A 20,241-nucleotide genomic window follows, 5' to 3' on the forward strand; every position below is an offset into this window, starting at 1 on the left:
TACTATGAGAATAAAATTTTACCAAAAACAATCAGGCAAAAACCCTGTGGCGGAATTCCTAAATGATTTGCCATCCGATGAAATCGCGCGACTTGCCGGTTGTTTAAAGAATGTTGAAGAGCTTGGTTTTGATAGCCCAAGGGTACAATTCAGGCAAATAAAAGGCTCGCTTTGGGAAATTAAGATTAAAACATCACGCAGTGGTTATCGTTTTTTTTATGTGTGTATTCAAAAGGAAATCATTGTTCTTTTACATGCTTACAAAAAGCAGTCACAAAAAGCGCCAAAGCAAGAAATTGAACTGGCTGAAAAACGAATGATGGAGGTATACGACCATGAAAGCACTTACCTTAAATGAGTTTATTGACGACAAAATCAATAAGGACGAAGAATTTGCCAAGCACTATGAGCGTGAGCAAATCATTAATAACATTGCCGTCATGATTGTGAATGCCCGTAAAAAGCGGCATATGACTCAATCCGAGTTGGCCAATAAAATTGGAACCAAGCAATCGGTTATTTCTCGTCTTGAAAGCGGCAATAGCTCCTTTATTCCCTCATTAGAAACGTTGGTAAAGGTCGCTGATGCGCTCAACATGCACTTAAAATTGCAATTACAAGCCTAATAAACATTTGGCCAACATCAAATAACAGTACTTTTTAAAGGATATAAAATGGCATTAGATTTTTCCAAACTGAGTACAGGACAAACTGTTGATACAGTCTTAAAGCCAAGAGAAATTTTTAGCGCCTTACCAAATAAAAAACCAAACAAATTCCATTACCCCCGCGATGTGCAATCTCAAGTATGGAGCAAATGGTTTGACCGCAAAGAAGAACGCAACCTGGTTATAAAAATGAATACTGGTGGCGGTAAAACAGTGGTTGGCCTTTTAATTTTAAAAAGTTGCTTGAATGAGAAGAAAGGGCCTGTAGTTTATATAGTTCCAGATAATTTTTTAGTAGAACAAGTGTTATCCGAAGCCAAAGATCTTGGATTAAATGCCGTTGATAACCCTGAAAATGAGAGTTTTTTAAAAGGAAAAGCAATTCTAGTAACTAATATATATAAATTAATTAACGGGAAATCAGTATTTGGTGTTGGCGATGAGGGAGCAAAAATACCCATTAAGACACTCCTTATTGATGATGCTCATGCGTGCGTAAACACAGTCGAAGAACAATTCACTTTGAACGTGTCATCATCTAACCCAGCATATAAAAAATTATTTAGTCTTTTTGAAGAAGCAATGAAAAGGCAGTCGGAAGCAAAATATTTGGAGATTGAAGCGGGAGACCCCTTTGCTTACATTCTGATCCCATATTGGAACTGGCAAGAAAATCTAAGTAAGGTAATGCAGGTTTTAATTGAAAACAAAAATCATGAAGACATAAAATTTAAATGGCCATTAATAAAAGAAAATTTAGAGCGATGCAGTTGCGTTATTAGTAAGCATTCCATTGAAATTACTAGTAATTGTATTCCAATTGATGTGATTCCTTCTATTAGTAATGCATCAAGAAAAATATTTATGACCGCGACATTATCAGACGATAGCGTCTTAACGACCCATTTTGGTGTTAGCTCTCAATATCTTAATAACCCTATCACTCCAGATTCAGCGGGAGATGTAGGTGATCGATTAATCCTATTACCACAAGCTCTCAACACAAATATGTTTGATAGTGATGTTAAAGAATTATGTTTGAAATTATCCAAAGAATATAACGTGGTAGTTATTGTCCCATCTAACAAACGATTGGAGTTTTGGGAGGATGCAGCTGATCTCATTTTAAAAAAAGACACTATCCTTCAAGGAGTTGAACAACTTAAAACAACTCATATTGGCTTAACAATTTTAGTTAACAAATATGATGGGATTGATTTGCCCGAAAATGCTTGTCGATTGTTAGTTATAGATGGATTACCAGCCGCTCGAAATAATATTGATAAAATTCGCCAGAGCGAGCTTGCGGGTAGTTCGAACAAAGTAAATCAAATCGTTCATAAAGTAGAACAGGGGATGGGGAGAGGTGTTAGATCTAATGATGATTATTGCGTCATTTTTCTTATGGGAAAAGATCTTACTTCTCAGCTTTATACGGGCGAAACTTTAGAACTATTTTCACCGGCGACAAAGGCTCAACTAGAATTGTCAGAAAGGGTAGCAGATCAAATAAAAGATAAAGGAGTTGAGGAAATTAGATCCGTAATAAACTACTGTCTAAAAAGAGACCCGCAATGGGTTGAGTTAAGTAGAGGTATTATGGCTAACCTAAATTACTCCAATAAAAATACATCTGACTCAATAAAAATCGCTTTAAGAGAAGCTTACGATTTAGATCGCTCAGGGAAACCACAAGAAGCAGCAAACAGAATTTTACATGAAATCAATAACTCAACCGATGATCTTTTATTAAAAGGCGTATTAAAACAATACATGTCGGAGTATATAAACAAGTACGATAAGGTGGAATCGCAAAAAACCCAACTATCCGCTATTTCTGATAATTTGAGAGTTCTTAAACCAATCGAAGGCATCAGTTATAAACCATTAAAAACCCATACAGGATCACAAGCAATACGATGTTCTACCTATTTAAAAGACAAATTTAAAGATGGAAACAAACTTATTATCTATACAGAGGGAGTATTTTCAAAACTTATATTTAGTGAAGGTACTGCAAATATATTTGAGGATGCTTTTAACGAGTTAGCATACCTTCTTGGCTTTATAGGCCAACGCCCCGAAAATGATTATGGAAAAGGACCAGATAATCTCTGGCTGTTGGATGATTTAAAATTTTTAGTTATTGAATGTAAAAATGGTGCAACCACCGATTTTATTTGCAAACACGATTGTAATCAGCTGAATGGTTCTGAAATTTGGTTTAATAATAATTATGGCAATGGTGCTAAATGTGTACCTATTATGATTCATTTATCTACTTGTTTTGAGTATGCGTGTCCTCCAAGTAACAATATAAAAATAATAAATAAGAGCTTATTAGAAAAGCTAGTTAATAACGCCCGTAAATTTATACGATCTATAGCCACTGAAAATAAGTTTGAAGACAGTCAAGCTGTCAAACAACATCTGGCACAATACAAGTTAGAGGCTAATGATATTATCGCCAACTATACAACTGCTTTTAAAACAAAAAAAACCTGAGCACTACATACTAGGTAAAAAGATAAAAATCAGCATTTCGATAGAATACTTGTTGGGATTATTTTACTAACCTTTGAATTGGTTGAACAAGTATCGGCTTATCTCAAAATAAAGATCATCTCGATTAATTCGTATTCCATAGAGATCGGTATTGCGACAGAGAGTAACACCTTTAGAACTCACCCAAACAAATCACTATGTGATCCTGTTCGTGATAATCGCAGCAATTGTATGCGATCATCTTTAATGGTCTTATAAATTAATAACCAATCGGGGGTAATGTGACATTCACGATAACCATCCCAATTTACGGAAAGACTGTGATCCTTATGCTTTGGATCCAGGGGTTCTTCCTTTTGCAATTGCTCTACAATAGAGTCTAAGAGCGTCCTTCTTTTCCCTTGCTTCGTAATCTTTTTCAAATCACGCTTAAACTGTGTCGCCAACTCTAATTCAAGCATTATCTACAGAATCCCATACATCCTTCATTGTTTTAAATCGCTCGCCTTTTCCTGATTCCAGCTCTGCCATGGCCTCTCTTGTCTCTTTGTTCGGTATTTTTACCTCAAAAGGCAGGCCATTTTGGAGACAGACCTGGCTATAGAACAGTCGAATCGCCTCGGCTGTAGATAAGCCTACCTTATGCAAAATCGCTTCTGCCTGCATTTTAAGAGCAGGCTCAATACGAGCATTAATTGTTGCCGCCTTATTCATCTTAGTAACTCCCAAAATACTGATATTTTAATTGTATAACAAATGCATTACATTTTCAATTTTTCTATTTTATATGGGCTATCAATAAAGTACACCCTTGTGATAAATTTTGCCTTGCCTTTAAATCCCTTGTTTTTCATATCAATAGAATCTGATTTTTATTTATGATAATGTACTATCACTAATTTTAAATATTATTGATAGGAAAATTCATGGCGCTTGTTGGTTATGCCCGCGTATCTACAATTGACCAAAATTTGGACATTCAACTTGATGCTTTAAAATGCGCTGGATGTAAAAAGATCTTTTCCGAGAAAAAAAGTGGTACTTCAAAAAAAAACCGAACCGCACTGGATGAATGCATGGAGTATATTCGTGAAGGCGATACCTTGGTAGTTACACGAATTGACCGCTTAACCCGCAGTATTCTGGATTTACAGACTTTACTGCATTATTTAAAAGAGAAAGAGATCCACCTAAAAGCATTGGAGCAACCTGTGGATACCTCTAATGCCTCAGGTAAATTCTTTTTGGATATGCTGGGTGTCTTTGCTGAGTTTGAAACCAACCTTCGCCGTGAGCGGCAACTGGAAGGTATTGAGCGCGCAAAACGCGAAGGCAAATACAAAGGGAGAAAACCCACAGCACGCTCAAAAACTAATGAGGTCATGGAGTTAATCAATCAGGGATACACACGCACCGCTATTGCTAAAAAACTTAATATGGGTATTGCCAGTGTTTATCGTATTCTTAAAACCCAACGACAGGATAATCCAGAAAAATCAATTCCAGGCAGCCAGGGAACTCAAAAAATTGCCGTGGTTGAAGTTTGGCTGCGCGTAGAAAACAACAATAAGTTTGTGCGTGGAAAAAATGAATCCAGGCGGCAAATCGAGCAATACTGCTTTTCAGCCTTTGATATGGTGAAAAAAGACAAGGATGGATGGGAATACAGTCTTAAAATTCCCTATACCAGTGATAAGGATCTGGATGAAACTATCTATGACTTAATGCATGAAGCCGAATCGATTGCCGGCTGTCGCAATGGATTTACAGAAATGAGTATCACGGAACCTGCAACCGGTAAATCTTGGTGATGATTCCCCTGGTTCACCACCCTGCCATGGGTTCATTACCTTAATTTTAAACCCAAGGAATGTTATCATGCCGTCCGTTTTGAAAAGGCAACGCGCTATTACGTCATTCGCCTGGAACAGGATTTATTGGGTGACTGGACACTCTGCGCATCCAATGGACGTATCAAGTCCAGATTTGGGCAAAGCCATATTATTGCCTTTGCAAGTTTTTCTGATGCCTTGAAGCACTTTTGCGTCATGGTGAAAGAACGAAACCAACGCGGTTATTATCTGATCTCTTATCAAACCCATGATGTTCTATACCAACAAATACTACCATGGGCCTGCTTTATGGAGGATCCAGCACCTATGAAAAAGAGACCTCGGAAAAAGCAAGTTCGATCATTGCTGAATCAAAACTCAACCATTCAATCCCAATCTCAGGACTCTCAGCAAATGCTGCTTATTTTTTAACGAGTACCACCTTCCAATTATAAAAAAAGAGAATAATTATTTTCCACAATCAGAATAATTTGTCTTTAGATATAGGATATATTATATTATATATAGATGGAGATAATGATGAATAAAGTTTTAATATCAATACCCGATCAAATCGCTTCTAGAATGAGAGCAGCAATACCTCAGCGACAACGCAGCAAGGTGATTGCTCATCTTATTGAAAAAGAAATTGAACGACGTGAAAAAGCGCTCTATGAATGCGCTTTAGCTGTTGAAAATGATCATGGTTTACAAAATGAAATGAACGATTGGGATATAACGGTTCAAGATGGATTAACTGATGAATCGTGGTGATGTATATTGGGTAAACCTCGACCCTACTACAGGCTCTGAAATCAACAAACTCAGACCTTGCGTTTTAGTTGGAGCAACACCGATTAATCAAGCAAGACGCACTGTTGTCGTCGTTCCTCTTTCAAGCTCTGCTACAGCCAGACCACCAATTACCATCACTGTTTCTTGTCTTGGCAAACAAGTTACCGCAGTTTGTGATCAAATAAGAACGATTGATAAAAGTCGTTTAAAAAAAGTGGCAGGAAACCTTTCAGATAAAGATTTAAATGCCTTGGATGATGGGTTACGACAAGTTTTATGCCTTTGATTAAAACTTAATCTACTCCAAACCTTTAATGTTACGCCGTTATTCTGTCATGAACTCATAAAATAACCTTGCACCAATACCAGAGAGACTGATAAGGATTCTAAGCAACCACTTAAAAGGAAATGACATGGGTTGCGAATGCTATCAAGCTGCTATCGGAGCAGATAGAAAGGTGCTCTGTATGTAATAAAAGAAACATTTGAAATTCTGGGTGAAACTCATAAAGCACATCTTGAATCCAAGAAAAATTGATAGCAAGTCGGGAGAACTCATCAAGCAATCAGGCAATTTAAAAAATAGGTAATTTATCTCAACGCCACTGCAAATTAGAGTTTTCCTAGTGTAACTGTTAAGAAAATCAATCTTAATATACAGAGTAATTAAATTTTAAATAGTTTGCTCAATTATCGGCTTACTTGATTTAACTAGAACGTCTATCAAATAAAATCTAAATAGGAAAATCGATTGGGTTTAACATAAGCAGAAAGAACAACAAACCCTCCTTCCCCATAGCCTGGTTTACTCTCCTCTGGCGTTAATATAGTATCAACAGGAGAGAATAAAGTTTGATAAATTGCTTCTTCTTTAAAATTAATTTCATGAAGCAATTCAAAGACCTCCTGTACCGAATAAAAATGAGCGTATCGATAAAACAGATTATCTTGCTTGGTGGCCTCATATTGCTGTCCAATCATCGAATGTTTATCAATCATACCAATAATAAGCTTACCATTGGGCTTTAAAACCCGTTTTGCTTCAAGAAGTGCTACTAAAGGTAAATTCAAAAAACACAATACTGTATTGAATAAGACAAAATCAAATTGTTGTTCATACTTAGGAATCTCAATGTTAAATCGGGACAGGAGTGTTGGTAAAATATAAACAACCAAGGTGCTAAGGTGACACTGGATGCTATTTCGAGACACACTATGTCGGATTAAATTAAGTCAATACGCTTAAAGTTATAAAATAATTCCAAATTTTAGATAGATCTATCCTGGGAACGCCTATGCAACCAGCCTTTTTCTTTGTGCCAGTTTCTCGTGATTTTCATAAAAAACGCAGCGTTAGCACCAATTTTGCGATAAGCAAGTTCCATTTCGCTATGACATAGAATGCATTCCTTAGGATTAATCCCAAAGGTCTTTTGCATCAACTATGGGTATTTGAGATTGTAGGTTTTGGGCTCAGGTTCTTACCCCAATAAAGCACGAACTAATGGTAATTTCTCTCTCCGTACTCTATTTACAAGAAATCCATAATAGCGCAACATCCTGAAATGCTTTTTAGGGATATGTTGTACCAGTCTACGGATAAACTCCTCCGTAGAGCAGTGAAAATCTTCGTGTTGATTCGTCTTATGATTCAGGAAGTTAAAGGTTACATTTTGGCCATTGTAATGCCGTAACCTGCTGTGGCCAATCGGTGGCCTACGAATATAACGCCCAAGATAATTAATTGACGCCTGTGGGTTTTTTTGTGGTTTGGCCACATGAACTATCCACGGTTTGTTGAGTCTACGATTGAGCCAAGCGCTAAAATGACCCTGTGTCGGGCATAGGGCATTTAATACTTCAGGAAGAACAAGAACTCCTTCTCTATAGGCTTTTTTCAACATCTGTATCACACGATAACGCCACATCTCCATAATCACTTTCTTTTTGAAGTAGAACGTGACAAAACGTGTCTCTTTATCATTTATCCCTCCTTGGGTAGTCGAGATATGCACGTGCGGATTGAACTTTAAATCTCAGCCAAAGCTATGAAGCGCTGCAAACATTCCGGGTAAGACTCCTTTATGACTCGCTAACCGCAGCAAAATAGAAGCTGCTACTGGCAGCAGCCAACCTAACAAAATCCAGTTTTCTTTGAAAAACCTCCATAATTCCCGTGGCATCGTAAACGTAATATGCTGCCAGTCACAACTGGGTAACAGATGAATTTGTTTGCTTATCCAATTCTCGGTGGCTTTCTTCCCACACTTCGAGCAAAACCGATTATGGCAGGTAAACGCAACTTTTTTGCTATGAGTGCATTTAGGGTTGGGGCAGTCATAACAGGAAAATCCTCGCAAGGTGCTCCCGCAACTTAAAATGTTCGAGATTGTTTCCAAAACCTCATGGCGTAGCGTGTCTTTATACTTCTGGAAATAGTGATACCAGGAGTTATCTTTGAGCAACAAGTCCTTCAGGCTTCTCTTTTGTTCGCAGTCCAACTCTTTTTTACTTACAGCATAAAGCATTTACAAAGGCCAACCTCTTAATAAATTATCCTGATATAATCATTCATCTATCTATCCTTAATCGCTCTATAATGAAGACTCAAAAGAAACCACAAAAGCAAATCGATAAACTCCATGCAAAAAATCAAGGGCGCTGCTCCATATGTAAAATAGACTTTGGTGATGACTTTGCATCTTATACCTGGACTGGTTATGATTCTATAGGGCGTTTGCAAGTCACAAGCTAATGTTGTCATGAAAAAATAAGACGGCTCGTAAACATCGGATTATGTGGGTTTATTGATCCTGATGAGTTCAATGAAGCAATTAAAAAGCATCCTTTGTATGAACAGTTTTATAATGTCATTTTGTAATGAATTCTAAAGAAGGATTTTATTGCGCTGAGAGATGAATAATAATTTACGGTCTTATGATGATTAGAACTCCAATGCTTCTTTACCCCTGCCAACGCATTTGGCTCTGAGCGAAGCGCCTTGAAAACTGCGTAATTTGCCCCGATATTGGCTATTAAGTAATAAAATTAGAGCTATGAAACTTTGTGTAAAACGGTGACTAGAGTTTTTGATAAGCCAATCTTGAAAGGAGATTTAGATGAAAAAGAAACTACTTCCTATTTTAATCTCTGTTCCTCTTATCACTATGATGTCAGCAGGAGCCATAGCACTTGAAGCGAAACAAAATAATCAAGTACAAAAGAGTAAAGATTTATTAGCCTTAGATCCATTTGATAACGATCCCTTTTTTCAATCACCTTATGATGTTTTGAAGCAAATGGAAAAAATGCAACAGGCTATGGACCAGTTTATGAAGAGTCAATTCTCACAAATGCACACTAACCTTCTAAAACAACCCAATCAAATGCTCTTTGGTAATACAAATAATGTTGAAATTAAAGAAAGTAAAAATGAGCTTGTTTATAAAATAAAATTACCTAAAGGTGGGGATAGTAAAGTTGATGTTTCTGTTAAAGAGGGACAATTAGTGGTTAGTTCAAATATAACGCAAAAAATCACTCGTGAACAGGATAATAGTAAAAGTGTAAGCTATTCTCAGAGTAATTACAGTCAAACATTCCAATTACCACAGGGCTATGATCCCAATTCTATGAGCTCAAAAGTGAAAGATTCAAATTTAATTGTGACATTTAAAAAATCACTTTCGACATCTTCAATACTCTAAGGGATTGAGATTTTAAGCGTTGTAACGCCACATATCGATTTTGCAGATGATTGTTTTGTAATGTAATTGACTTGACAAAATGAGGTTGTGAGTCCAACTTTATAATCAGTCAGAAATGACAAACGTATCAATTTAAGGAGTGAAACGATGAGTAAATTAATAAAATGGAAAAAAGAAACCCCGATTGCCATTGAGCATACACATAATCCGTTCTTAAGACTTCAAAATGAAATAGATCGTGTATTTCATGATTTTAATGATTTTTTTTCGCCCTCTCGATTCAATTGGGAATTTGATAATCTAAATCTTGCCCCATCAATGGATGTTGTGGAAGATAAAGATCATTACAGTATTGAGCTTGAGATGCCCGGTATGGATGAAAAAGATATCAAGGTTTCTTTAGCGGATAATATATTGACCATTTCTGGTGAAAAGTCGACTTCTAAAAAGAATGAAGACAAAAAATATCTTTCTCGAGAAATTAGCTATGGGAAGTATGAGCGTTCTATTTCATTGCCTTCAACAATAGATGTTGATAAGGCTAAGGCAACTTTTAAAAAAGGAACACTTTGCATTGAGTTGCCGAAAAAAGAAGAGGCTAAAAAAAGTACTCGTGATATCAAAGTAGAAAAAGCGTAGTCTATTGGCCCTGTAGCTAACAGGGCAACACCTTGAGCGGATTACATCATACTCCTCTTCTTCCAGTGCAGTATACATATATTTGCTTTTTTCATCGACGTCTTGGTTTTTATTTAGAAAATTGACATTTATTTTTTTTCATTGCCAATGCGTTCAATGATTGCATGATTTGTATTGCTCATAAGAATTTCCTTATAAAGAGAAATTATCCTTTCTTCCTTATTGATCTAGAAATCAACAAATCTCAAAGAAAACATCATCAGAAAAGAACAAGAAACTCAATTACCTTACTTTTCTTATATTTATTGATGTATTTGAGAGATTTTTATTTATTAACTGTTGCAGAATTAATTATGCGAAGGCCAATAAGTTCTTTTTATTTTCCATGTGATATCTAATACGATATACAAATAATATTAAAAAATTTAAATTATTTTATGAACTTATTTTTAAGGACTTCTAAATAACTTCCCACATCATATTGATATTTTAGAAGCCCCTGATTTATTTTTAATATGCTTGTACTTCTGAGTGAATGTTATGATCACTAAGAGTGAAAGTGATCTTCTCTCGAATAGCCGGACACCTTGTTTAAGAGATATAATCTCATCAACAAGGAGTAATCATGGTAAGACAAGTTTATACAAAAGAGTTCAAAATTAAAGCTATTGAACTACTGGAATCAAGTAATAAGCCCTTAAGACAAGTAGCCAGAGAGCTTGTTGTAGCAGAAAATAACCTATATAACTGGCGCAAACAATACCTTCTCAAACAAGAGAAAGTATTCCCAAATCAATCTCAATTAAATGAAAAAGACTTAGAATTAAAGCGATTGAAAGCGCGTGTAGCGGAGCTGGAAGAAGAGCGAGAAATCTTAAAAAAGGCGGCAGCGTTTTTCGCCAAGGAAGGCCAGCGAAATATGCGGTAATAAAAGAACAATCGGCTTTTCATCGTGTACAAAAGCTTTGTTAGGCATTAGGCGTATCCAGTAGCGATTACAACAGGCATTGCGTAAGTTGGGTAAATATCATGGGAAAGCGAGGATCAAACGCTTAATGCAGCAGGAAGAACTCAAACCTAAAGCGGCAAGGCGTTTTAAAGTGACAACAGATAGTCGCCACTCAAAGCATGTGGCCGAAAATATCTTGGGAAGACCATTTAATCCTGTTGCTATTAACACCGTTTGGGCGTCTGATATAACCTACATTCAAACTGATGAGGGCTGGCTTTATCTAGCATAGATTTATTCAATCGACAGATTGTCGGTTGGAGCATGGGAACTCGGTTGGTTACAAGCCTTATTGAAGATGCTCTTATCATGGCGATTCACCGCAATAACCCACCTAATGGCGTTATTCATCATTCTGATATAGGATCTCAATATTGCAGTAATGCTTATCAATCGCTTCTCAAAGAACATGATTTTATTTGCTCCATGAGTGGCTCGGGTAACTGTTATGACAATGCAGTTATGGAAAGTTTCTATCATACTTTGAAAGTCGAAATGATTTATGGGGAACAATATAAAACTAGAAAGGATGCTCGATTAGCTCTATTCGATTACATTGAAGTGTTTTACAATCGTCAGCGCATCCATTCAACTTTAGGGTTTCAGACCCCGAATGACTTTGGGTTGGTTGCATAATGTTGGTGTCCTGTTTTTTCGAGGAAAGATCAAATGTGGCGTATTTTGAGGCGACTATAGGCATTTGTTCATTATTCTACGGGTGCTTTTTTAAAATGTCGAACTACCTTTGTCGTCGCATTGTCAATTATTTCGCCTCTAATGTCGCCGGGTGTATCACTAACTTCGGCTAACATCCAAATATATAATTTCTCAATATCATCGCCAGACTTATATTGTATTATTTTCTCATTGGAATAAATTCGTGCGGTATATTGTTGATTCATATCTCATTCTCCATTCAAGATATTGCTCAATAAATCCATTTCACAATTTCATCTTGAAAGACCTTCTTTTAAGCAAAATCTTATTATAAATTATAGCCTAGTTGGGGTGCTCGTTGAGATGTTTTGATACGTTTTGCTTGTCCTATTTGTTTAATCAGATATTCGTCAAGGAATCGGCGGTTTAACAAACCAGTCAAGAGCTCGCAGATTGATTGAGAATGCAGTATGGGGTAAGTCAGGATACGTGTGCAAAATGGGTCACTTCATTTTTATAGAGACCCATAACCCTTGCCGTGTATGGGTTGTAGCCTTTTGCCATAGAAATGGTTTTTAAGATAAAAATTAGAGTAAACTATTACTGCTCCCATGGTGGCTTTGGTGTGATTGTCAATGGGGTAGAACTATCATCTTTTTTCATTTCCTCCTGATTTGCAGTAAGATCAAGAGCGTTATGTCGCATTGTTGTTTTAAAATTTTGCATTCTTTCACGTGCTGCTAATAATTCTTCCTCTGATGGTTGCAGTGTAACCGATGACAACTGACTTTGCTCATCTTTATTGTATGGTTTATCAGCGCAAACAAATGGAAGTGCCTGGTTAGTTATAACATGAATTGTTGATAATTCATTATGCCCACTTGGTAGTGATATTAACTCAACATTATACCCGTTTCTTTGTAATTCTTGAGGGAATCTTTGGTTAGCTTCAAGTCGAGTTTCGCCTGTAACATTATATTTGATTTGGTTAGCAGGTGTTTGTCTCAGGGTTTCTAATTGGCCAATAGACATGAAAATATTCAAGCCTTGTGGTGAATAAATCTATTTTTTATCATTTGAAATAATCAAGTAGGAAGAAATGGACGAGTAAGTTGCTTTAGTTACCATCGGAACAGGTAGTATTGATACAGCTGTATGTCAGGAGATGTAAAAAATCGAATTATCAAATTTCATTGATTGTTATTTCAAAGAAGGCAATCATGGACCAATAACCATGGCGCGCAAGCGCGGATTGTCCTTAGGACATGGCATTAACCCAAATTTTTATTGGAAAAAATGCAATGTTATTTCATGTAGAAAGAAGGACAATCCTTTTGCGAAAATACATTAATGTGGTCATGAAAAAAATAGAGCCTATTATTGCAAGCGTCAGAAATTGCGGCCACACGATACCAAACCCTGCCCCTCTAAATAAAATCGATTGAGCAAGCATCACAAAGTGAGTGTTAGGCGCAACCAGCATCATGGTCTGGACAAATTCAGGCATGCTCTCACGAGGGGTCAATCCACCTGAAAGCATTTCTAGCGGGAGAAGTACCAGAATCAATAAGATACCAAATTGAGGCATGGAGCGGGTGATGGTTCCCATAAAAATACCTATTGACGTTGTAGCGAACAAATTGATTGCCGCACCAAGCAAAAACAGAAGAATTGAACCCTCAATGGGGGCAGAGAGTAACCCTTGTACCACTGTAATAAGCGAAACAGCACAAACGATGAGTACAATGGAAGCCATTGCCCAAATTTTGCTGGCCATGATTTCAAATGGCGTGACTGGCATCACTAATAAATGTTCAATTGTTCCATGTTCGCGCTCCCGAAGTAATGCGGCACCCGTTAGCACAATGGATAACATCGTTACATTATTAATCAACTCCATTAAGGCACCAAACCAGATCTTAGTTAATGTCGGGTTAAATCGAACGCGGACTGCAAGATCAACAGGCGGAGTTTCCACAGAACGATAATGTTCGACAAATTCATTGATCTCCCTCTCAATAATAGTTTGAATGTAGGCTGTTCCTGTGAACGCCTGACTCATGCGTGTAGCATCAATATTCAGTTGAAGGGTTGGCTTTCGCCCGGACAAAAGATTCCGTTGAAAATCAGGCGGGATATTTAAACCAAAGGTATATAAGCCTTCATCCATGCCCGAATCCATCTTTGCTTGTGAGGTGGTCACGTATTTTATAAATTGTGGGGGATAAAAAGCATCCCTGATACGTTGTGAAACAGCGGATTGATCGAGATCAACAATGACAATCGGTGCTTTGTGCAGCATTTCGGGCATGGCTGTGGCTGTTGTATAGATTTGTACAGTAAATGCAAAGACGATCAGTGCTATCATAATTGGGTCACGAAGCAAACTTCGATATTCCTTAAACCCAAGTTGCACAATATTACTTATTGTCACTTAGCGCTCCTGTTTTTTTAAAAATAAAAGACAACACCCAAGCAATACCGGCAAGGTGATGAGTAAATATAAAAAAGGATGGAGCAAATCTTGAAAACTCAGTGCCTTGGAAAAAGTACCTCGCGAAATCGTAAGAAAATGCGTTACCGGATAGATTTGGCCTATCATTGCTCCCAATCCTTCCAAAGAGGATACCGGCTCTATCATGCCAGAAAACTGGGTGGCTGGAAGAAGCGTCAGTATTGCAGTTCCAAACAATGCCGCCACTTGGCTTTTCATAAAAGTGGAGATTAGAAATCCCATCGAAGTGGAAAGAGTAACGTAGATTAAAGCACTAAAGAAAAGGATGGAAAAACTTCCTTTGATCGGTACATCAAATAAATAAATGGACAAGGCGATTAGCAATAGAAAATTAAATACGGCCAAAATCACATAAGGTATCAATTTTCCCAAAAGAAACTCAAGTTTAGTAATGGGCGTCACGTATAAATTAACGATGGATCCCAGCTCTTTTTCTCGCACCACAGAAAGTGCCATCAACATCGCCGGGATTAACATCAATAGGATAGGAATGACGGCTGGAACCATGGCAGGTAAACTTTTCACATCCGGGTTATAACGAAAACGAGGCTCAATATTGAAGAACTCCTCCGATTTTTGATGAGTCAAATAAGGCCAACTATTCACTAACCAATGCTGATGCATTCCATACACATAACTCTGAATGGTTTCTGCACGGGTAGGCATTGCTCCATCAATCCATGCCCCAACTTGTACGGGAGTCTCTTTATTGATGTCACGGGCAAACCCACTTGGGATTTCCAATGCCAAGCTTAATTTTCCGCTTCGCATACGTTGATCCATTTCTTTATAATCCAAGATGGGAGGGAGTTCTTTAAAATAGTGCGAGCTGGCTATATTAAGAACATAAGCGTGGCTGGCATTCGTTTGATCCCGATCAAGAACTGCAAAGGTTAACTGTTCGATATCCAGAGTAACTCCATAACTCATAATGATCATCAGTAGAATGCTTCCCAAAAGCGCAAGAGTTGCACGAATTGGATCGCGTATCAGTTCGAGCGCTTCACGACGGCTGTAGCTGAACATGCGTCTGATGTTGAAATATTTTTTTGCAGGAATGATTTTGGGGTGTTCAGATAAAGAGCTCATGATTGGTTTTGCAGGATGTTGCCCTGAAGGATTCACCTCCTTCTTCTTCATGGCCTCTTCTAGATAGCTGATAAAGGCTTCTTCTAGCGAAGAGGCTTGTCTTTGTTGGATGAGTTTGACTGGATTTTCACTAACCAATACTTTACCGGCATGCATCAGCGAAATGCGATCGCAACGTTCTGCCTCATTCATGAAATGGGTAGAAATAAAAATGGTTACTTTATCCTGTCGGGATAAATCAAGCATTAATTGCCAAAATATATCGCGAGCAACCGGATCAACACCAGAAGTCGGTTCATCAAGAATGAGTATATCGGGTTGATGGATAATGGCTACAGCAAGAGAAAGCCTTTGACGAAGACCTAGTGGTAATGAGTCAGGCCGTTCATTTTCATAGTCAGACAAAGAGAATTTTTCGAGCAATTGTTTGATGCGTTTGGGAATGCTATGGGCGGGCAAACGAAACAATTTGGCATGCAACATGAGATTTTGATGAACCGTTAATTCCGTGTACAGCGAAAAAGATTGGGACATATAGCCAATGCGTTGACGTATCATCAGATCGTTTGAATCAACAGATTGTCCAAATAGCGAAGCTTGACCCTCGCTGGCAGGAAGCAGACCGGTTAATATTTTCATAACCGTTGTTTTGCCACAACCATTCGAGCCAAGAAACCCAAAAATTTCGCCACGCTCTATACAAAAATTGACGTGGTCTACTGCGACAAAATCACCAAAGCGTTTGGTCAAACCGGTTGCTTCAATAGCTACTTCCGATTTTTGAGTGGATGAGCGGGGTTCTATTACCATGGGGTGCATTTGTCGCTGCTGCTCGGGTAAGAGGGCAACAAACGCTTCTTCCAGAGAATGAGTACGACTTTGCCTCAACAGGTCACTCATAGTCCCTGAAGCCAAGACTTTTCCAGCATTCATTGCAACCAGCCAATCAAAACACGCCGCTTCCTCCATGTATGCAGTGGCCACCAGAACACTCATTTTCGGCATTTCAGCACGCAACGTCTCAATGAGCTCCCAGAATTGACGCCTTGAAAGGGGATCCACTCCTGTCGTAGGCTCATCCAGAATTAACAGATCGGGAGTGTGAATCAGAGCACAACATAATCCAAGTTTCTGCTTCATCCCTCCAGACAGCTTACCTGCTGGCCTGTCTCGAAAAGGGAATAACCCTGTTCTATCCAACAAACGGGTAATGTAGTATTGTCGCACTTCACGGCTATGGCCAAAAAGACTCCCAAAGAAATCGATGTTTTCAAATACTGAAAGGGTAGGATACAGATTTTTCCCCAAGCCTTGAGGCATATAAGCAATGCGCGTGCAGAGGGCTTCACGATGAGAGCTACTCGCCATATTGCCACCAAGAACAAAAATTTGTCCGCGTTGAATGACGCGGGCTCCAGCAATGAGTGAAAACAGACTGGATTTTCCAACACCATCTGGCCCAATGAAGCCAACAATACAACCAGAAGGCAGTTTAAGAGTAATGTTATCCAGGGCACAAGTTTTACCATACCACAAACTCAGGTTATTGATTTCACAAACCGGTTTTTCAACCCCATTATTGGAGGCCTTGTTATTTGACATTTATTTTAACTTCCAACGCCGCGGGCCATTTGCTTTTGGGATCTAATTGAACATAAGCCATCCCTGGCAGCCCTGTCTTGACTAAGGCGATATATTTTTTCAGCAATTCAGGTGCAATACGGGCTTTAACACGGAACATCAGTTTTTCTCGTTCACTGGCCGTTTCTACGGCTTTAGGTGTGAATTGCGCCACACTGGCGACAAAAGTCACCTTAGCCGGTATCACATAGTTGGGTGCCGCATCAAGAATTAAATGAACTGGTGCGCCGATTTGTACTTTACCTGCTTGCTCTGTTGGAAGAAAAAAAACCATATACACATCACTTAAGTCAACCATGTTCAATACTCTGCCTCCTGCGCTGAGCACTTCTCCTGGTTGCGCAACCCGAAACTGGATACGTCCATCACAGGGAGCGATTAAAGTGCTGTCGTTGATATCTGCTGATATACGCTCGATGGTCGCTTGGGTCGCATCGACAGAGGACTCTACGGCGACAACTTCTGCCTCAGCAGTTGCAATCGATGCATCAGCGGAAGCAACATGCGCTTTGGCAGCATGGAGAGTGGCTTGTGCGCTATAGAAATGAGCACGGGCCTCATCAAGACTATCCAGTGACGCAGCCCCTTTAGTGACCAATTTTTCAGTACGGGAAAGGCGTTTTTGCGCCAAATCGAGCTCTGCTTCGCGTTGAGCAACGGTAGCTAATGCGGCTTCTTTTTCACTTTTTCGTTGAATGACCTGATTTTTGGCACTAATGACTTTGCTCTTGGCTTCTTTATTCTGTGCTTTGGCTTCTCTAAGCTGTGCTTCTAATACTTCCGTATCCATTTTAGCCAGAACTTGACCTGATTTTACAAAGTCACCTTCATCCACCAGGATGGTTTCTATTCGTCCAGGAATTTTGGTTGCAATATCAATCTCTACGGCTTCAATACGCCCATTACCACTGGCAAAACCTTCTCCCATTGGATTGGGGTGATAATAATACCAAAAAATGGGTATTAGCATAAGGCATAAACCGCCAATAACAATTCCCCATAACCATTTTTGTTTCCTTCCGACGGCCATGTTCATCCTTATTTTCAATAATCTCTTTTAATGTACCGGTATGAGGTGCATTCCAAAGTCCGCACGTTGTTTGGCATAAAACTGATTTAAGTTATTTTTGCTATATTAAAATTAATTCACTTAATGATTTAAGACAAATGTATTTTACACTCATTATGATTATTATAGGGATTTTTTTCCTTTTAGGAGGAGCCATCGTGGTTTGGCCGCTTATCAAAAAAGCATCGTATTATCATTACCAATGGATAGCCAATCTTGTGCTTATTTGTTTTTTTATAGGCAGTTTTCTTTTTGCCATTGTCTACACCCTTTTGATTAATGAGTTTTTTACGAATTATTTTTACGCCACCCTTTTTTTATTAGGGGGTTTTTATGTGTTTTGGATGAGTTATTTGAGTTCAAAAACGATTGAAAAAATCAAAACCATGGATAATTTGAAGTTAGAATATGAAAAAATTCGTTATAATGCAGAACACGATAAACTCACCGGATGCTTCAATCGTCATTATTTAATGGAAATTTTGGACAATCGCTTTAGAAAAATCAAATTAAACACTGGACAGTTAACGGTCATGTTTGTTGATTTAGATGGGTTTAAGAAAATCAATGATGAATATGGCCATGATTTCGGGGACCAAATCTTACAGCGCTTTGGTCAATTATTAAAACAACAACTTCGAGAAGAAGACATCATTGCCCGCTATGGTGGCGATGAATTTGTGGTATTGGTTGAAAACATCCCCTTAACTAAAGCCAAGTCTATCGGACAGAAAATCATTCAAACGACTTCTCGGATTACCAAAGAAAAACTCCCTAATCATTCATCACTTGGTTGTTCTGTGGGCATCACCCAATTAACCAAGAACTCGTTATCCATCAATAGCGTGCTAAAAAAAGCGGACGACGCCTGCTACAAGGCTAAAAAAAATCATGGCAATACCATTTGGGTCGATGACAACATGACCTCTTCATTTCTTGACTGATAACCCATGACAAATAACATTGATTAATAATCAAGTAGAAATTTAAAAAAGAAAATATCCTCCTACAGCGAAGATGAGATATAAAAAAACCAAGACGCCGCCCATCCATCGTGATATCCGCTGTGTTAACATAAAAAGAGAGATTATGACCATGGTGAACAAGCAAAAAGGCAGATAGAAAATTAATGTTTGCTGATTGACCTTCACGGGTTTTATCATGGCAATAATACCTGCATTAAATAAAAAAAATGCAAAAATTGAACCGACCACATTACCAAAACTAATTTCCGCTCTTCCTTTAAGTGCTGCAGGCAATTCCCTGGCTATTTCCTCAATACTGACTAAAAAAGCAAGAATAATCATTCCGAAAAAGGTGCCGGAAAGTCCAAAATATCGAATCATGGTTTTAGATGCCATAACGATGAGCTCACTCCCCACAAGAATGGCTACTAGAGAGAAGAGAAGTAATCCTAAAGATTTCCACCGTTCTTCTTTTTTGACCGAGTCTATGGTTTCAGAAAGTTCATGAGATGGCTTGATGTCATACCCTTTTTTATGGAGCCATAAGAGGTAAAAGACTGAAAGGATAAAGCTTACAAATAAAATCAAGCCATCGATTCTCGAAAGTTCCCCATCTAATGCGAATAGCCCCCATAGAAGAATAGCTAGGTTAGGTAAAATAAGAATACGTTTTGGTGTTTGCTTAAATGTCATCGGTGCAATTAATGCGGTGATGCCAAAGGCTAGTGCAATCGCGACCATGGTGGCACCGATGATTGAACCTAAGGCAATGCCTGCCATTTCGTTAAACGCACCGACGGCTCCAATGGCTAAGTTTTCTGGGTCGAAACCAATAAAAACAACGCTGATGAAAAAAGTAGAAACTCCAAAACTGGCCGAAGTTCCCACGGCTCCTTTCACCAGTTTCTCAGCAAAACAAATCACCAATAGAAGTCCTATGATAAAGAGCCCTATGGCCAGAAAAATATTCAATTTGTTGCTCCAGCAATGGAATTAGGTGTTGCCTTTTCGAGAAAATAAAGAGTTAATTCTTGTTCTATCACTGCAACTTGTGAATAAATTCTCTAATCGCAGCCACCTTGCATCATAGCTTACTTAATCCAAATAAATAAAGCTTTGCGGAGAAAGAAGAAGCCATCCGCTCTAATTC

At 38.3% G+C, this 20,241-nt stretch carries 24 protein-coding genes and 1 pseudogene; 14 read left to right on the forward strand and 11 right to left on the reverse strand.

The window, feature by feature from the left end; translation table 11 throughout:
- Positions 1–46 precede the first annotated feature (46 nt).
- The 3 genes from Lani_RS15945 to Lani_RS15955 are packed head-to-tail and all read left to right on the forward strand — an operon-like array spanning position 47 to position 3,173.
- Positions 47–358 carry a type II toxin-antitoxin system RelE/ParE family toxin gene (locus Lani_RS15945; protein ID WP_230304840.1) on the forward strand — a complete coding sequence of 104 codons (312 nt, stop codon included), beginning with the start codon at positions 47–49 and terminating at the stop codon, positions 356–358.
- Positions 336–626 (forward strand): helix-turn-helix domain-containing protein, encoded by a 291-nt coding sequence (locus Lani_RS15950; RefSeq protein WP_014845124.1) that lies wholly within the window; start codon positions 336–338, stop codon positions 624–626. Before Lani_RS15945 ends, Lani_RS15950 begins: the two co-directional genes overlap by 23 nt.
- Positions 627–674: 48 nt before the next feature.
- On the forward strand, positions 675–3,173 hold the full coding sequence (locus tag Lani_RS15955; protein ID WP_014845123.1) for a DEAD/DEAH box helicase family protein: 2,499 nt from the start codon (positions 675–677) through the stop codon (positions 3,171–3,173).
- A 179-nt stretch (positions 3,174–3,352) separates the two neighbouring features.
- On the opposite strand, the gene Lani_RS15960 is transcribed toward Lani_RS15955, so the two are convergent.
- Positions 3,353–3,634 carry a type II toxin-antitoxin system RelE/ParE family toxin gene (locus tag Lani_RS15960; RefSeq protein WP_014845122.1) on the reverse strand — a complete coding sequence of 94 codons (282 nt, stop codon included), beginning with the start codon at positions 3,632–3,634 and terminating at the stop codon, positions 3,353–3,355.
- Complete coding sequence (locus tag Lani_RS15965; RefSeq protein WP_014845121.1) at positions 3,627–3,887, reverse strand: type II toxin-antitoxin system RelB/DinJ family antitoxin; 261 nt, start codon at positions 3,885–3,887, stop codon at positions 3,627–3,629. The genes Lani_RS15960 and Lani_RS15965 overlap by 8 nt, the downstream gene beginning before the upstream one ends.
- A 212-nt stretch (positions 3,888–4,099) precedes the next feature.
- On the opposite strand from Lani_RS15965, the gene Lani_RS15970 reads away from it, so the two are divergent.
- The 4 genes from Lani_RS15970 to Lani_RS15985 all read left to right on the forward strand — a co-directional run bounded on the left by Lani_RS15970 (position 4,100) and on the right by Lani_RS15985 (position 6,086).
- Positions 4,100–4,984: a recombinase family protein gene (locus Lani_RS15970; protein ID WP_014845120.1), complete on the forward strand. Its 885-nt coding sequence runs from the start codon at positions 4,100–4,102 to the stop codon at positions 4,982–4,984.
- A gap of 126 nt (positions 4,985–5,110) precedes the next feature.
- On the forward strand, positions 5,111–5,437 hold the full coding sequence (locus Lani_RS15975) for a hypothetical protein (RefSeq protein ID WP_014845119.1): 327 nt from the start codon (positions 5,111–5,113) through the stop codon (positions 5,435–5,437).
- 105 nt (positions 5,438–5,542) lie between these two features.
- Entirely contained in the window at positions 5,543–5,779 is a 237-nt protein-coding gene (locus Lani_RS15980) for a hypothetical protein (protein WP_223499713.1), read from the forward strand.
- Positions 5,766–6,086 carry a type II toxin-antitoxin system PemK/MazF family toxin gene (locus Lani_RS15985; RefSeq protein WP_014845117.1) on the forward strand — a complete coding sequence of 107 codons (321 nt, stop codon included), beginning with the start codon at positions 5,766–5,768 and terminating at the stop codon, positions 6,084–6,086. The genes Lani_RS15980 and Lani_RS15985 overlap by 14 nt, the downstream gene beginning before the upstream one ends.
- Positions 6,087–6,523: 437 nt before the next feature.
- Here Lani_RS15985 and Lani_RS15990 read toward each other — a convergent pair whose 3' ends face one another.
- The 3 genes and pseudogenes from Lani_RS15990 to Lani_RS19915 all read right to left on the reverse strand — a co-directional run bounded on the left by Lani_RS15990 (position 6,524) and on the right by Lani_RS19915 (position 8,328).
- Complete coding sequence (locus tag Lani_RS15990; protein ID WP_014845116.1) at positions 6,524–7,012, reverse strand: class I SAM-dependent methyltransferase; 489 nt, start codon at positions 7,010–7,012, stop codon at positions 6,524–6,526.
- A gap of 269 nt (positions 7,013–7,281) precedes the next feature.
- Positions 7,282–7,824, reverse strand: a pseudogene (locus tag Lani_RS15995) (IS91 family transposase); the annotation flags it as partial.
- Positions 7,825–7,836: 12 nt separating this feature from the next.
- Positions 7,837–8,328 (reverse strand): IS91 family transposase, encoded by a 492-nt coding sequence (locus Lani_RS19915; protein ID WP_051009158.1) that lies wholly within the window; start codon positions 8,326–8,328, stop codon positions 7,837–7,839.
- A 71-nt stretch (positions 8,329–8,399) separates the two neighbouring features.
- Here Lani_RS19915 and Lani_RS20315 point away from each other — a divergent pair, with 71 nt between their 5' ends.
- The 6 genes from Lani_RS20315 (at position 8,400) to Lani_RS20325 (ending at position 11,791) form a co-directional block, all read left to right on the forward strand.
- Positions 8,400–8,555, forward strand: coding sequence for a hypothetical protein (locus tag Lani_RS20315; protein ID WP_154080667.1), 156 nt, complete (start codon positions 8,400–8,402; stop codon positions 8,553–8,555).
- A 364-nt stretch (positions 8,556–8,919) separates the two neighbouring features.
- Positions 8,920–9,507, forward strand: a complete 588-nt coding sequence (locus Lani_RS16000; RefSeq protein ID WP_014845114.1) for an Hsp20/alpha crystallin family protein — start codon at positions 8,920–8,922, stop codon at positions 9,505–9,507.
- Positions 9,508–9,654: 147 nt separating this feature from the next.
- The gene (locus tag Lani_RS16005) at positions 9,655–10,146 is read left to right on the forward strand and encodes an Hsp20/alpha crystallin family protein (protein ID WP_014845113.1); all 492 of its coding nucleotides are present in this window, start codon (positions 9,655–9,657) and stop codon (positions 10,144–10,146) included.
- Between the two features lie 625 nt (positions 10,147–10,771).
- A complete protein-coding gene (locus tag Lani_RS16010; RefSeq protein ID WP_014845112.1) occupies positions 10,772–11,074 on the forward strand; it encodes a transposase in 303 nt (100 codons plus the stop codon).
- Positions 11,075–11,201: 127 nt separating this feature from the next.
- Positions 11,202–11,387, forward strand: coding sequence for an IS3 family transposase (locus tag Lani_RS20320; RefSeq protein WP_019350445.1), 186 nt, complete (start codon positions 11,202–11,204; stop codon positions 11,385–11,387).
- Between the two features lie 32 nt (positions 11,388–11,419).
- Complete coding sequence (locus tag Lani_RS20325) at positions 11,420–11,791, forward strand: IS3 family transposase (protein WP_019350446.1); 372 nt, start codon at positions 11,420–11,422, stop codon at positions 11,789–11,791.
- Positions 11,792–11,862: 71 nt separating this feature from the next.
- On the opposite strand, the gene Lani_RS16020 is transcribed toward Lani_RS20325, so the two are convergent.
- From Lani_RS16020 to Lani_RS16040, 5 genes are all read right to left on the reverse strand, one after another.
- Positions 11,863–12,057, reverse strand: coding sequence for a hypothetical protein (locus tag Lani_RS16020; RefSeq protein ID WP_014845111.1), 195 nt, complete (start codon positions 12,055–12,057; stop codon positions 11,863–11,865).
- A gap of 355 nt (positions 12,058–12,412) precedes the next feature.
- On the reverse strand, positions 12,413–12,844 hold the full coding sequence (locus Lani_RS16025; protein ID WP_014845110.1) for a hypothetical protein: 432 nt from the start codon (positions 12,842–12,844) through the stop codon (positions 12,413–12,415).
- A 277-nt stretch (positions 12,845–13,121) separates the two neighbouring features.
- Positions 13,122–14,246, reverse strand: a complete 1,125-nt coding sequence (locus tag Lani_RS16030; protein WP_019350447.1) for an ABC transporter permease — start codon at positions 14,244–14,246, stop codon at positions 13,122–13,124.
- Positions 14,247–17,018: a ribosome-associated ATPase/putative transporter RbbA gene (rbbA, locus tag Lani_RS16035; protein ID WP_014845108.1), complete on the reverse strand. Its 2,772-nt coding sequence runs from the start codon at positions 17,016–17,018 to the stop codon at positions 14,247–14,249.
- Positions 17,008–18,087 carry an HlyD family secretion protein gene (locus Lani_RS16040; protein WP_019350448.1) on the reverse strand — a complete coding sequence of 360 codons (1,080 nt, stop codon included), beginning with the start codon at positions 18,085–18,087 and terminating at the stop codon, positions 17,008–17,010. Before Lani_RS16040 ends, rbbA begins: the two co-directional genes overlap by 11 nt.
- Before the next feature lie 137 nt (positions 18,088–18,224).
- On the opposite strand from Lani_RS16040, the gene Lani_RS16045 reads away from it, so the two are divergent.
- Positions 18,225–19,070, forward strand: a complete 846-nt coding sequence (locus tag Lani_RS16045) for a GGDEF domain-containing protein (RefSeq protein ID WP_058388711.1) — start codon at positions 18,225–18,227, stop codon at positions 19,068–19,070.
- Positions 19,071–19,112: 42 nt separating this feature from the next.
- Here Lani_RS16045 and Lani_RS16050 read toward each other — a convergent pair whose 3' ends face one another.
- The gene (locus tag Lani_RS16050) at positions 19,113–20,063 is read right to left on the reverse strand and encodes a sodium:calcium antiporter (RefSeq protein ID WP_014845105.1); all 951 of its coding nucleotides are present in this window, start codon (positions 20,061–20,063) and stop codon (positions 19,113–19,115) included.
- Positions 20,064–20,241 lie beyond the last annotated feature (178 nt).

The organism is Legionella anisa, from assembly GCF_001467525.1.
GTDB classification, from domain to species: Bacteria; Pseudomonadota; Gammaproteobacteria; order Legionellales; family Legionellaceae; genus Legionella; species Legionella anisa.

What these genes read in the sequence shown, in the direction of transcription:
- Lani_RS15950 (WP_014845124.1), top strand. Translation starts at nt 336, where the DNA reads ATGAAAGCACTTACCTTAAATGAGTTTATTGACGACAAAATCAATAAG.
- Lani_RS16020 (WP_014845111.1), bottom strand. Translation starts at nt 12,057, where the DNA reads ATGAATCAACAATATACCGCACGAATTTATTCCAATGAGAAAATAATA.
- rbbA (WP_014845108.1), bottom strand. Translation starts at nt 17,018, where the DNA reads ATGTCAAATAACAAGGCCTCCAATAATGGGGTTGAAAAACCGGTTTGT.
- Lani_RS16025 (WP_014845110.1), bottom strand. Translation starts at nt 12,844, where the DNA reads ATGTCTATTGGCCAATTAGAAACCCTGAGACAAACACCTGCTAACCAA.
- Lani_RS15955 (WP_014845123.1), top strand. Translation starts at nt 675, where the DNA reads ATGGCATTAGATTTTTCCAAACTGAGTACAGGACAAACTGTTGATACA.
- Lani_RS16005 (WP_014845113.1), top strand. Translation starts at nt 9,655, where the DNA reads ATGAGTAAATTAATAAAATGGAAAAAAGAAACCCCGATTGCCATTGAG.
- Lani_RS15985 (WP_014845117.1), top strand. Translation starts at nt 5,766, where the DNA reads ATGAATCGTGGTGATGTATATTGGGTAAACCTCGACCCTACTACAGGC.
- Lani_RS15965 (WP_014845121.1), bottom strand. Translation starts at nt 3,887, where the DNA reads ATGAATAAGGCGGCAACAATTAATGCTCGTATTGAGCCTGCTCTTAAA.
- Lani_RS16040 (WP_019350448.1), bottom strand. Translation starts at nt 18,087, where the DNA reads ATGGCCGTCGGAAGGAAACAAAAATGGTTATGGGGAATTGTTATTGGC.
- Lani_RS16010 (WP_014845112.1), top strand. Translation starts at nt 10,772, where the DNA reads ATGGTAAGACAAGTTTATACAAAAGAGTTCAAAATTAAAGCTATTGAA.
- Lani_RS15980 (WP_223499713.1), top strand. Translation starts at nt 5,543, where the DNA reads ATGATGAATAAAGTTTTAATATCAATACCCGATCAAATCGCTTCTAGA.
- Lani_RS20325 (WP_019350446.1), top strand. Translation starts at nt 11,420, where the DNA reads ATGGGAACTCGGTTGGTTACAAGCCTTATTGAAGATGCTCTTATCATG.
- Lani_RS15960 (WP_014845122.1), bottom strand. Translation starts at nt 3,634, where the DNA reads ATGCTTGAATTAGAGTTGGCGACACAGTTTAAGCGTGATTTGAAAAAG.
- Lani_RS20315 (WP_154080667.1), top strand. Translation starts at nt 8,400, where the DNA reads ATGAAGACTCAAAAGAAACCACAAAAGCAAATCGATAAACTCCATGCA.
- Lani_RS16000 (WP_014845114.1), top strand. Translation starts at nt 8,920, where the DNA reads ATGAAAAAGAAACTACTTCCTATTTTAATCTCTGTTCCTCTTATCACT.
- Lani_RS20320 (WP_019350445.1), top strand. Translation starts at nt 11,202, where the DNA reads ATGCAGCAGGAAGAACTCAAACCTAAAGCGGCAAGGCGTTTTAAAGTG.
- Lani_RS16045 (WP_058388711.1), top strand. Translation starts at nt 18,225, where the DNA reads ATGTATTTTACACTCATTATGATTATTATAGGGATTTTTTTCCTTTTA.
- Lani_RS15970 (WP_014845120.1), top strand. Translation starts at nt 4,100, where the DNA reads ATGGCGCTTGTTGGTTATGCCCGCGTATCTACAATTGACCAAAATTTG.
- Lani_RS19915 (WP_051009158.1), bottom strand. Translation starts at nt 8,328, where the DNA reads ATGCTTTATGCTGTAAGTAAAAAAGAGTTGGACTGCGAACAAAAGAGA.